Source organism: Spiroplasma endosymbiont of Virgichneumon dumeticola, from assembly GCF_964264745.1.
GTDB lineage: Bacteria > Bacillota_I > Bacilli_A > Mycoplasmatales > VBWQ01 > Spiroplasma_E.
This window is the reverse complement of the sequence record NZ_OZ183478.1, coordinates 1,469,133-1,481,284: the sequence shown is the minus strand read 5'-3', so window position 1 is coordinate 1,481,284 and position 12,152 is coordinate 1,469,133. Positions and strand designations below refer to the sequence as shown.

The 12,152-nt window shown below is 29.4% G+C and carries 14 protein-coding genes and 1 pseudogene; 12 read left to right on the top strand and 3 right to left on the bottom strand.

The window, feature by feature from the left end:
• Positions 1-2 precede the first annotated feature (2 nt).
• Complete coding sequence (gene metG / locus ACFEL4_RS09625; RefSeq protein WP_375317565.1) at positions 3-1,583, top strand: methionine--tRNA ligase; 1,581 nt, start codon at positions 3-5, stop codon at positions 1,581-1,583.
• Between the two features lie 66 nt (positions 1,584-1,649).
• Positions 1,650-2,471, top strand: a complete 822-nt coding sequence (locus tag ACFEL4_RS09620; protein WP_375316786.1) for an IS1595 family transposase — start codon at positions 1,650-1,652, stop codon at positions 2,469-2,471.
• Positions 2,472-2,597: 126 nt separating this feature from the next.
• Here the strand turns inward: ACFEL4_RS09620 and ACFEL4_RS09615 are convergent, their stop codons facing one another.
• Positions 2,598-3,119 carry a ferritin gene (locus tag ACFEL4_RS09615; RefSeq protein ID WP_308150079.1) on the bottom strand — a complete coding sequence of 174 codons (522 nt, stop codon included), beginning with the start codon at positions 3,117-3,119 and terminating at the stop codon, positions 2,598-2,600.
• 195 nt (positions 3,120-3,314) lie between these two features.
• Here ACFEL4_RS09615 and ACFEL4_RS09610 point away from each other — a divergent pair, with 195 nt between their 5' ends.
• A complete protein-coding gene (locus ACFEL4_RS09610; RefSeq protein ID WP_375317564.1) occupies positions 3,315-4,088 on the top strand; it encodes a hypothetical protein in 774 nt (257 codons plus the stop codon).
• A gap of 226 nt (positions 4,089-4,314) precedes the next feature.
• Entirely contained in the window at positions 4,315-4,968 is a 654-nt protein-coding gene (locus ACFEL4_RS09605; RefSeq protein ID WP_375317563.1) for a hypothetical protein, read from the top strand.
• Here ACFEL4_RS09605 and ACFEL4_RS09600 read toward each other — a convergent pair.
• On the bottom strand, positions 4,930-5,076 hold the full coding sequence (locus ACFEL4_RS09600; RefSeq protein WP_375317562.1) for a hypothetical protein: 147 nt from the start codon (positions 5,074-5,076) through the stop codon (positions 4,930-4,932). The two genes, ACFEL4_RS09605 and ACFEL4_RS09600, sit on opposite strands and share 39 nt — an antisense overlap.
• An 18-nt stretch (positions 5,077-5,094) precedes the next feature.
• On the opposite strand from ACFEL4_RS09600, the gene ACFEL4_RS09595 reads away from it, so the two are divergent.
• Positions 5,095-5,916: an IS1595 family transposase gene (locus tag ACFEL4_RS09595; RefSeq protein WP_375317561.1), complete on the top strand. Its 822-nt coding sequence runs from the start codon at positions 5,095-5,097 to the stop codon at positions 5,914-5,916.
• Positions 5,917-6,016: 100 nt separating this feature from the next.
• On the top strand, positions 6,017-6,145 hold the full coding sequence (locus tag ACFEL4_RS09590; RefSeq protein ID WP_375317560.1) for a hypothetical protein: 129 nt from the start codon (positions 6,017-6,019) through the stop codon (positions 6,143-6,145).
• A gap of 106 nt (positions 6,146-6,251) precedes the next feature.
• On the opposite strand, the pseudogene ACFEL4_RS09585 reads toward ACFEL4_RS09590, so the two are convergent.
• A pseudogene (locus ACFEL4_RS09585) lies at positions 6,252-8,744 on the bottom strand (vitamin B12-dependent ribonucleotide reductase).
• On the opposite strand from ACFEL4_RS09585, the gene ACFEL4_RS09580 reads away from it, so the two are divergent.
• The 6 genes from ACFEL4_RS09580 (at position 8,670) to ACFEL4_RS09555 (ending at position 12,146) form a co-directional block, all read left to right on the top strand.
• Positions 8,670-9,206, top strand: coding sequence for a hypothetical protein (locus ACFEL4_RS09580; protein ID WP_375316969.1), 537 nt, complete (start codon positions 8,670-8,672; stop codon positions 9,204-9,206). The pseudogene ACFEL4_RS09585 and the gene ACFEL4_RS09580 overlap by 75 nt on opposite strands.
• Positions 9,101-9,472 (top strand): transposase, encoded by a 372-nt coding sequence (locus tag ACFEL4_RS09575; protein ID WP_375317559.1) that lies wholly within the window; start codon positions 9,101-9,103, stop codon positions 9,470-9,472. The genes ACFEL4_RS09580 and ACFEL4_RS09575 overlap by 106 nt, the downstream gene beginning before the upstream one ends.
• Positions 9,473-9,782: 310 nt before the next feature.
• Positions 9,783-10,388 (top strand): deoxynucleoside kinase, encoded by a 606-nt coding sequence (locus ACFEL4_RS09570; RefSeq protein ID WP_375317557.1) that lies wholly within the window; start codon positions 9,783-9,785, stop codon positions 10,386-10,388.
• Between the two features lie 39 nt (positions 10,389-10,427).
• Positions 10,428-10,964 (top strand): hypothetical protein, encoded by a 537-nt coding sequence (locus tag ACFEL4_RS09565; protein WP_375317556.1) that lies wholly within the window; start codon positions 10,428-10,430, stop codon positions 10,962-10,964.
• A complete protein-coding gene (locus tag ACFEL4_RS09560) occupies positions 10,859-11,230 on the top strand; it encodes a transposase (protein WP_375317558.1) in 372 nt (123 codons plus the stop codon). Before ACFEL4_RS09565 ends, ACFEL4_RS09560 begins: the two co-directional genes overlap by 106 nt.
• 310 nt (positions 11,231-11,540) lie before the next feature.
• On the top strand, positions 11,541-12,146 hold the full coding sequence (locus ACFEL4_RS09555; protein WP_375317557.1) for a deoxynucleoside kinase: 606 nt from the start codon (positions 11,541-11,543) through the stop codon (positions 12,144-12,146).
• Positions 12,147-12,152 lie beyond the last annotated feature (6 nt).

Genomic DNA, 12,152 nt, shown 5'->3' with positions numbered 1-12,152 from the left:
ACATGACGCGAAGATTTTATATTACAACACCAATTTATTATCCTAGTGCCAAATTACATTTAGGTCATGCTTATACAACAACGATTGCCGATACACTGGCTCGTTATAAAAAAATGCATGGTTATGAAGTTTTCTTTCTAACTGGTAGCGATGAACATGGTCAAAAAATTGAAAAAAAAGCCCAAGCCAATCAACAAACACCACAAAAATTTGTTGATGATATTGTTGATGGATTTAAAAATTTATGAGTAAAATTAGACATTAACTATGATAAATTTATTAGAACAACTGATAAAAATCATATTGAAACTGTTCAGAAAATTTTTACCAAACTTTTAAAACAAGATGATGTATATCTTGGTGATTATGAAGGATTATATTGCGTATCTTGTGAGGAATTTGTCACAGATACGCAAATTAATAAACCTAATAATACTTGTAAAACTTGCAGTGGCAGTGTTACTGCTTTATCAGAACCAACTTATTTTTTAAAATTAGGCAAGTATACTAAAAAATTATTAAGTTATTATGACCAACACCCATTATTTTTATGACCTGTAAACCGGAAAACGGAAATGATTAATAATTTTATTGCTCATGGTTTAAATGATTTAAGTATTACTAGAACGAGTTTTACGTGAGGAATTCCTGTTGTAGAAGACCCTAAGCATATTGTTTATGTTTGAATTGATGCTTTAAGCAATTACTTAACGGCTTTAGGTTATTTACAAGCAGATGATAGTAATTTTAAAAAATTTTGAGTAGATTCAAATTGTGAAATTGTTAATTTAGTAGGAAAAGAAATTAGTCGTTTTCATATGATTTATTGACCAATTTTATTAATGGCTTTAGGATTGCGTCAACCAAAGCAAATCTTAGCGCACGGTTGAATTACTAATGAAGAAGGTAAGATGTCTAAATCAAAAGGTAATGTTATTGATCCATTAGTATTAATTAATCGCTATAACGTTGATGGCTTACGTTTCTTTTTAATGAAAGAAATTATCATTGGTCATGACGCTAAATATAGTCATGAATTATTTTTAAATTGTTATAATTCATATCTTGTTAATGATTTAGGTAATTTATTATCAAGAACTGTGACAATGATTATAAAATATTGTGATAGTAAAATTCCTAGTTTAAACTTAAAACATTTAGGAACAGATGAAAAAGATATCATTAGTAATATTAAAATTACAATTAGTGATTTTAATACACAAATGGATGAATATCAAATTCAAGATGGTATTAATACTGTTTTTGAATTAATAGGTAAAGGTAATAAGTTAATTGATTTAACTAAACCATGAGATTTATTTAAAAATAATAAAATTGCTGAATTGCATAATGTTTTAAATCTACTAAGTAATATTTTAGTTATTAGTAGTGCTTTGTTAAGCCCTGTTTTAACTAATAGTGCTTTGAAGATCCACCAACAATTAGGTTTAAAAGAAATTAGTATACCGTCTATTAAAGTTGATTTAAATGCCATTGCTAGTAAAACAGTTAATAAAACAGAATTATTGTTTCCTCGATTAAATATTGAAGAAGAATTAAAGTTTTTAAGTTCTGCTTTTTAGTTTTTGCATTTCAAAAAATTAAATTAAAAAACGGACTTCTCCCCACATGTACTTGTGGAGGAAACAATGAAATTGAATGAGTTCAATAATACTTTTCAAACTGAAAAACAATGTCTTGCATATATAGCAAGTTTGAAACAAAGCAAATGTATTAGGTGTTCTAGTTTTAATTTGAATACTTCTAATTTAAGAAAAATGAGATGTTTGAAATGTCATCAAACATTCAGTATTCTCACGGGCACTATATTTTCAAAGTCACAAACACCTTTAATATCTTGGTTTTATCTCATCTTTAGATGAATAAACACCAAACATGGAATTCCATCAACTGATGTTGCAAAAGAATTGGGAGTGACCTTGAAAACAGCTTGAAGAATGGGTCATAAAATCCGAAGTGCCATTGCTAAACAAGAACCTCAATTCATTGTTGAGGGCATAGTGCAAATGGATGAAATGTATCTTTCACATATGGGTTTTAAAAAACAAGGAAGATCCTTGTTGAACAAAACCTTGATTGTTGGTATTTATGAACAAACAACCAACAATCTGATTGTGAAAGTATTGAAAAACGCAAACAGTAAAAATCTTTTGCAGTTTGCAATAAACCACATTTCTTCAAAGTGTGATGTACATACTGATTCTTGAAAAGGATATCGCGATTTGAAATCGGTTTTCACTAAGCATGAAACAGTTAACCATCAAGATGGCTATGTTTCAAAAACTGGTGTAAATACCAACCAAATTGAGTCAGTATGAAAACATATACGAAGAACATTTAAAACACATATCAAAGTTGCAAAACATCATATTCATTTATATGCCAAAGAAGCTGCATATAAATTCAATAACATACCTAGTTTTGAAACTGTAATGCTATGTTTAATTTAAAAATGTGGGGAGAAGTCCGTAGATAGGCTTTTCTCAGCATTTATGTGATAAAATTTAAAAATAGTACATAAAGGGAGAAAAGCCTTAAAAAATTGAATGTTTTTAAGACATTCATTTTTTTAATACTTATTCAGGTTCATAAAACGGAACAATAACTTTTAAAGTATCAGGTTCTTCTGTTTTACCTAAACGTTTATCAATTTTATAAAGGTTACTATTTGACATAGCAATTCAATCTAGTAAATCTTTTTCAAAAGCAATTTCTTCATAGAAATCAATTAAAAATCAGTCATAGAATTTTGCTGTTAAATTGTCGTTATTGTCACGTGCACTTTTAACTAACTTATTAGTAAGGTCAAGTAACTCTTCTTTAGTAGACTTTAGTTTTTTCATTGTTTCTTCAATATTTTTTGTAGTAAATGTTGGGACTTTAATGTCTTTAATTTCAACTTCTGCATCTTGGTCCATTAAATAGTTAGCAATTTTACGAATATGAACAACAGCATCAGCAGCTTCAACTTGGTAAAAATGAGCAAAGCCAGGAAAGCCTTTTTGGTTAGCATCATTACTTAATTTTAAACTTAGCATTTGATATTTTAAATGTTCACTGATGTATTGATTTAAATCATCATTAATTTTTTTAATCATAATTAAGATACCTTCTTTCTTTAAATTTTCTTTTATATTATAACATTTTTTAAATTTTGTAAAAACTATATTTCAAGATTTAACCCCAATGTTAATATTGCCTATGTTTCTGTTAATGGTATTACTAGTAGTACTGCAGTAGTAACGGGGAATAATCCTCTTTATTATGGTTCTGTAAAAATTAGTTTTGCGATAGTGCAATTAGTAGATTTAAGTGAAGTTTTAACTGAAACAAATTTAGGAAATATATTTACTGCTGAATCTAAACCAGTTGCTAATCAAATTAAAACCGCACTTAAAAATGATGGTATTAATCCTAATTTAGATGTTAATGCTGTTGTTGTACAAAACATTACTGCTACAAGCGCAACAATCGTAGGAGATGAACTTAAATATACAGGGATGATAAATGTTACTTTTACTGTTAAAAGAGTAGAAGATATTGTAAATTGAAATCATGGTGCAATAAGAGCAGTTACTGTTAACTCAAATGGTATTTTTGTTGGAACAAATGATGCTAAATACAATGGTAATGTTTATATGAGTACTGATAATGGTCAAAGTTTTACTGTGCTAAGAGGAACAACTGGTGCTATTGTAAGTTTAGTTAGTGATAAAGATGGTAACGTTTATGCTGCTACTGAAACTTCAATTCAATCAGGTAAAGTTTATGTCAGTGATGGTATTTCATCATTTGGTATTGTTCCTGGGTTACCTGCAGATAGTTTTGCTAAATATACTCTTCCAAGAGCCTTAAGTATTGATAGTAGTGGTACTAATATTTATGTAGTTGTTAAATATACTAATTTTGGTCTTGGTTTTGCTGAAGTTCGTAGTTTAGTAAGTGATAAAAATGGTGTTATTTTTGTTGGTGTAAGAACTGGTGATGGTTCTGGTACAGTTTATGTTGGAAGTTTAATATCAGGTACTATTGGTTCAGTTTATAATTTAGCAGCTGATGAACTCTAGGTAACGTTTATGCTGGCACAAGAACTGGAGCTGGTATTGGAGCGCTTTATAAAAGTAGTGGTGGTTCTAATTTTTCTGTTATTTCAGGTACTACTGGTATAGTTTATGGTCTTGGTTTTGATAAAGTAGATGGAGCATTTATGCAGGTACAACTCTTTCAGGAGGAACTACAGGAAAAATTTACCGCGGTTTATAAATAAAAAGTTATAGTTAGGAGAGATGGAAAATGAAAAAGTTATTAAAATTATTTTCTATTATTGCTTTAGGTGCAACACCAGTTATGAGTGTTGTTTATTGTGGTAGTAAAGATAACACTGAAGTAAGAATGAATGAACAAGTAGCAAAAAATTTAGATTTATTAGATGGAGATGGGCATGGTTTACAAAGTGCTACCTTGACTTCTAGTGGTGAAAAAATAGAATGAAGTATTCCTGCAAGTGTTCCAACAACATCTATTAAAGCTAATCAATTATTAGAAACACCAGGTACTAATTCTGAAGCTAAAGATGATGCTTCATATGATTTCATTACCAAAACATTAAATGTCCAACCATTAACTGGAACAAAAAATTTTGATAAGGATGTATTAGCAGATATTGAAGGGCAAATTACTAATATTAATCCAACTTTAAAACTAGTCGCTGGTAATGGATATCATGTTTTAGGAGGTAATTTTTCTTTTCAATTTATGAAAAAATCTGATAGTACTGTTTTAGGTCCTAAATATTCAATTGCCTTAAAACGTGATAATACTACTGATGTTGTTACAACCGTATTACAACGTATTATACCTCTTTTAGTAGCTACAGATACTGATGTAGAAACTAATCCTAATATAAAATTAAGAATGGTGAAACAATTCCTGCTGAGATGCTGTTAAAGGAGCGTTTATTACAGTTAAAAGTGATGCTAATGCAACTGATAATGCTAAAGAATTTAATTCACTAAATAACTTGCTTGGTATTAATATTCGGACTTCTCCCCACATGTACTTGTGGAGGAAACAATGAAATTGAATGAGTTCAATAATACTTTTCAAACTGAAAAACAATGTATTGCATATATAGCAAGTTTGAAACAAAGCAAATGTATTAGGTGTTCTAGTTTTAATTTGAATACTTCTAATTTAAGAAAAATGAGATGTTTGAAATGTCATCAAACATTCAGTATTCTCACGGGCACTATATTTTCAAAGTCACAAACACCTTTAATATCTTGGTTTTATCTCATCTTTAGATGAATAAACACCAAACATGGAATTCCATCAACTGATGTTGCAAAAGAATTGGGAGTGACCTTGAAAACAGCTTGAAGAATGGGTCATAAAATCCGAAGTGCCATTGCTAAACAAGAACCTCAATTCATTGTTGAGGGCATAGTGCAAATGGATGAAATGTATCTTTCACATATGGGTTTTAAAAAACAAGGAAGATCCTTGTTGAACAAAACCTTGATTGTTGGTATTTATGAAAAAACAACCAACAATCTGATTGTGAAAGTATTGAAAAACGCAAACAGTAAAAATCTTTTGCAGTTTGCAATAAACCACATTTCTTCAAAGTGTGATGTACATACTGATTCTTGAAAAGGATATCGCGATTTGAAATCGGTTTTCACTAAGCATGAAACAGTTAACCATCAAGATGGCTATGTTTCAAAAACTGGTGTAAATACCAATCAAATTGAGTCAGTATGAAAACATATACGAAGAACATTTAAAACACATATCAAAGTTGCAAAACATCATATTCATTTATATGCAAAAGAAGCTGCATATAAATTCAATAACATACCTAGTTTTGAAACTGTAATGCTATGTTTAATTTAAAAATGTGGGGAGAAGTCCGTAGATAGGCTTTTCTCAGCATTTATGTGATAAAATTAAAAATAGTACATAAAGGGAGAAAAGCCTTAATATTATTGTACAGTTGGAAAGTATAAATAATAAGGATAGTTTAGGAACTTGAAAAGTTGGAGATGAATTAACAATAAGTTGCAAAACTGCTGATTTTGAATTTAATACTGGTGATGTAAAAAACACTTGAAATCTTGCATAATGATTTTATAATTTTGTTAAGAATTTAATATAAACAAAAAACCATGAATGTTTTTCTTTTAGAACTCATGGTTTTTACTTAACTATTTTAAATTAGAAATATACTTTTATAACCCACATTTAGATTGAATACCACAATTGTTGCAAGTGTAACATCCAGCACTAAACACTAGCACGCCTTCTTTACACATAGTACATAGGTCACCTAAACCTGTACCAATTTTACGATCTTGACGATCACTTCTAAATCCAGGTTAATGGGACGAATTTCATCAACATTATCAATAAAAGTTTCACTAATTCCTAAATCACCTAAATTCACTTGTTCTTGCATATGATTATCATCATCAGATAAAGACAGCACTTGGCTATCTCTACTTCCATCAACATAAACCGTTCCCCCTTTAGCACCATCTTTGTATAATTTGTAGTAAATTTTTTCAACTTTTTTTACTGTGTATCCCTTTGGAGTATTAACAGTTTTTGAAATTGAAGAGTCTACTCAACGTTGAATTATACATTGAACATCAGCGTGAGCTTCAGGTGTTAATTGCATAGCAGGAACAAAGATATCTGGTAATGGTTTTTCTTTAAACTCAGGATGATATTGTAGTCATTCACTAACAATTTTAGCTTTTACTTCCATAAATTTACCAAGACGTCCTGAACGGAAATATGAAAAAGCAAAGTAAGGTTCTAACCCTGTTGAAACTCCAACCATGGTTCCTGTTGACCCAGTTGGAGCAACAGTGATTAAATGAGAATTTCTAATGCCATATTTAAGAACATCTTGTCTAATGTCTTCTGGCATTGTTTTCATAAAACCAGTATTGATAAATGCTTCACGTGATTTTAAGAATGGGAAACTACCTTTTTCTTTAGCAATATTAATTGATGCACGATAAGCAGTTGTCGCAATGGTTTCAAAAACTTTATTAACAACTTTGTTTGCTTCTTTTGAACCATATTTTAAATTTCCTCAAATTAATAAGTCATGTAAACCCATTACTCCTAATCCAACCCTTCGTTCACCAAGTGCTTGCTTTTTGTTTGCCTCTAAGAAATAAGGAGTCGCATCAATAACATTATCTTGTAAACGAACACAAGTTTCTACACACTTTGTTAATTTATCATAAAGAATGGTATTAGTTTCTTTATCAACAAAATTAGCTAAGTTAATTGCTGATAAGTTACATACTGAATAAGGAGATAGTGGTTGTTCTCCACAAGGGTTAGTTGCAACTACACGCATACCATATGCTTGGGCATTAGTCATTTCATTAGCTCTATTAATGAAGAAAATACTTGGTTCAGCTGAATAGGTAGCACAGAAATTAATTAAATCTCATAAATCAGTAGCGTTAATAGTGTATTAATTTTTAATTGGGTATCCCATTTTTCTCAATCGTGGACATCACCAATTTTATTTCAATTTGCATCATAACCTTGTTTTTGGGTAGTTGTATAGTTATCTAAGTCAGGAAAACGTAGGTTTCACTTACCATTATTTGCTACAGCACTCATAAATTCATCAGAGATGGTTACAGAGATATTTGTACCAGTTAAAAATCACTACGAATTACTTGTCAAGTTCCATCAAGTGCTAATTTATGTTTAGCATTTTCAATAATTTCTTCTGTAAATAATTGTTCATTACTTAGAATAGATTCAAATGTGTGACGATCTTGTTCTGAAAGTGTTTCAAACTTTAATTTTTTACTTGCTTCATCACGGATAATGTTGCATTTAGAATTTTCTTTTAATCATAATAAGATTTTGGCATTTTGCATTTTTGAAATAATAAACTCAATAATATCAGGGTGTCAATCAGCAAGCATAATCATTTGCGCTCCACGTCGTGAACCACCTTGTTCAACTAAATGTGTTAATGTTGATAAATCATTAAGTTATGAAACTGCTCCTGAAGATTTACCACCAACCGTTTTCACAACAGTACCTTTCGGTCTTAACATTGAACCATTAGAACCAACACCACCACCGTGTGACATGATTTCCATTACTTCTTGGCGGTGAGTAGCAATCCCGCTTCGAGAGTTACGAATGAAAGGCATTACGAAACAATTAAAGAAAGTAACATCAGAGTCGCTACCAGCGCCATATAGTACACGTCCTTCTGGAACAATGTTTAATGATTTCAGTTCTTCATAAAATAGTTTTAAATATGATTCTTGATTTTTAGGTGATTCTTTGACAGCTAGTGCTTTACTAACACGATAAGCAATTTGTTCATAAAATAGTTCCAATGGCTTTTCTAACTCATATTTTTGTTTATGAATGATACCGGCTTTTCCTGATGCTTTAATTAATTCTGGGTCAATTATTGAACCAAGATATTCATCTTCAATTTTGATAGCATAGTTTTGATTATCTAATTCTTCAACAATAAAACCAATTCCTCTTGTTGGGAAAATTGCATCTTCACGAATGATTGTTATTACTAAATCGCCAGGTTTTAATGTAATTAAATTTCGGACTTCTCCCCACATGTACTTGTGGAGGAAACAATGAAATTGAATGAGTTCAATAATACTTTTCAAACTGAAAAACAATGTCTTGCATATATAGCAAGTTTGAAACAAAGCAAATGTATTAGGTGTTCTAGTTTTAATTTGAATACTTCTAATTTAAGAAAAATGAGATGTTTGAAATGTCATCAAACATTCAGTATTCTCACGGGCACTATATTTTCAAAGTCACAAACACCTTTAATATCTTGGTTTTATCTCATCTTTAGATGAATAAACACCAAACATGGAATTCCATCAACTGATGTTGCAAAAGAATTGGGAGTGACCTTGAAAACAGCTTGAAGAATGGGTCATAAAATCCGAAGTGCCATTGCTAAACAAGAACCTCAATTCATTGTTGAGGGCATAGTGCAAATGGATGAAATTTATCTTTCACATATGGGTTTAAAAAACAAGGAAGATCCTTGTTGAACAAAACCTTGATTGTTGGTATTTATGAAAAAACAACCAACAATCTGATTGTGAAAGTATTGAAAAACGCAAACAGTAAAAATCTTTTGCAGTTTGCAATAAACCACATTTCTTCAAAGTGTGATGTACATACTGATTCTTGAAAAGGATATCGCGATTTGAAATCGGTTTTCACTAAGCATGAAACAGTTAACCATCAAGATGGCTATGTTTCAAAAACTGGTGTAAATACCAACCAAATTGAGTCAGTATGAAAACATATACGAAGAACATTAAAACACATATCAAAGTTGCAAAACATCATATTCATTTATATGCAAAAGAAGCTGCATATAAATTCAATAACATACCTAGTTTTGAAACTGTAATGCTATGTTTAATTTAAAAATATGGGGAGAAGTCCGTAGATAGGCTTTTCTCAGCATTTATGTGATAAAATTTAAAAATAGTACATAAAGGGAGAAAAGCCATAATTATTTCAAAAAAGTATTATTTTATTGTTAGTTTTTAGTTATTAATTTAATAATTGATATTTTACATCCTACTATTAAATTTCAGTCTTTAAGTTATGATGAAATAATTTCTTGTTACTATGTTTATTTCAAAATTAAGGAAACATAATAGTCAAACAATGCTATAATTTAAAATCATAAATAGTATTTAAGGAGGTAACAAATTATGAAAATTGTATTATCAGGAGTTGTTGGTGTTGGGAAAAGCACGGTTAGTAATCAATTGTCCAAACAATTAAAATATAAAATTATGGATGAACCTGTAGCAAATAATCCTTATTTAGATGATTTTTATCAAAATCCTTTACAGTATGCATTTAAGATGCAAATTTTTATGTTAATGGCGCGGAGTAAGCGATTAAAGGATTCACAAAAATTAGAAAATGTTATTTTTGATCGTAGTATTTTAGAAGACCCTATTTTTGTAGAAGTATTAAAAGTACAAGATAATATGAGTGATCGAGATTATCAAGTATATTTGGATTTTTATAACAATGTTGTTATTTCTTCGCTTTATTTTGACCCACAAGTTAAACCTGATTTAATAATTTATTTAAGGGTAGATGTTGATAAAGCTATTGAACGAATTAAACTTCGTGGTAGAGAGTCAGAAAAAAATGTTCCAAGAGAGTATTGAAAATTATTAAATGATAAATATGAACAATGATATGAAAGAGAAAAAAAACAATTTAATTTTTTAGTTATTGACACTAATGATATTACTCCTGATGAAATAATTAAAAAAATTACTGATTATTTAATTAAAAAATAAATTTCGGACTTCTCCCCACATGTACTTGTGGAGGAAACAATGAAATTGAATGAGTTCAATAATACTTTTCAAACTGAAAAACAATGTCTTGCATATATAGCAAGTTTGAAACAAAGCAAATGTATTAGGTGTTCTAGTTTTAATTTGAATACTTCTAATTTAAGAAAAATGAGATGTTTGAAATGTCATCAAACATTCAGTATTCTCACGGGCACTATATTTTCAAAGTCACAAACACCTTTAATATCTTGGTTTTATCTCATCTTTAGATGAATAAACACCAAACATGGAATTCCATCAACTGATGTTGCAAAAGAATTGGGAGTGACCTTGAAAACAGCTTGAAGAATGGGTCATAAAATCCGAAGTGCCATTGCTAAACAAGAACCTCAATTCATTGTTGAGGGCATAGTGCAAATGGATGAAATGTATCTTTCACATATGGGTTTAAAAAACAAGGAAGATCCTTGTTGAACAAAACCTTGATTGTTGGTATTTATGAACAAACAACCAACAATCGGATTGTGAAAGTATTGAAAAACGCAAACAGTAAAAATCTTTTGCAGTTTGCAATAAACCACATTTCTTCAAAGTGTGATGTACACACTGATTCTTGAAAAGGATATCGCGATTTGAAATCGGTTTTCACTAAGCATGAAACAGTTAACCATCAAGATGGCTATGTTTCAAAAACTGGTGTAAATACCAACCAAATTGAGTCAGTATGAAAACATATACGAAGAACATTAAAACACATATCAAAGTTGCAAAACATCATATTCATTTATATGCAAAAGAAGCTGCATATAAATTCAATAACATACCTAGTTTTGAAACTGTAATGCTATGTTTAATTTAAAAATATGGGGAGAAGTCCGTAGATAGGCTTTTCTCAGCATTTATGTGATAAAATTTAAAAATAGTACATAAAGGGAGAAAAGCCATAATTATTTCAAAAAAGTATTATTTTATTGTTAGTTTTTAGTTATTAATTTAATAATTGATATTTTACATCCTACTATTAAATTTCAGTCTTTAAGTTATGATGAAATAATTTCTTGTTACTATGTTTATTTCAAAATTAAGGAAACATAATAGTCAAACAATGCTATAATTTAAAATCATAAATAGTATTTAAGGAGGTAACAAATTATGAAAATTGTATTATCAGGAGTTGTTGGTGTTGGGAAAAGCACGGTTAGTAATCAATTGTCCAAACAATTAAAATATAAAATTATGGATGAACCTGTAGCAAATAATCCTTATTTAGATGATTTTTATCAAAATCCTTTACAGTATGCATTTAAGATGCAAATTTTTATGTTAATGGCGCGGAGTAAGCGATTAAAGGATTCACAAAAATTAGAAAATGTTATTTTTGATCGTAGTATTTTAGAAGACCCTATTTTTGTAGAAGTATTAAAAGTACAAGATAATATGAGTGATCGAGATTATCAAGTATATTTGGATTTTTATAACAATGTTGTTATTTCTTCGCTTTATTTTGACCCACAAGTTAAACCTGATTTAATAATTTATTTAAGGGTAGATGTTGATAAAGCTATTGAACGAATTAAACTTCGTGGTAGAGAGTCAGAAAAAAATGTTCCAAGAGAGTATTGAAAATTATTAAATGATAAATATGAACAATGATATGAAAGAGAAAAAAAACAATTTAATTTTTTAGTTATTGACACTAATGATATTACTCCTGATGAAATAATTAAAAAAATTACTGATTATTTAATTAAAAAATAAATTTCG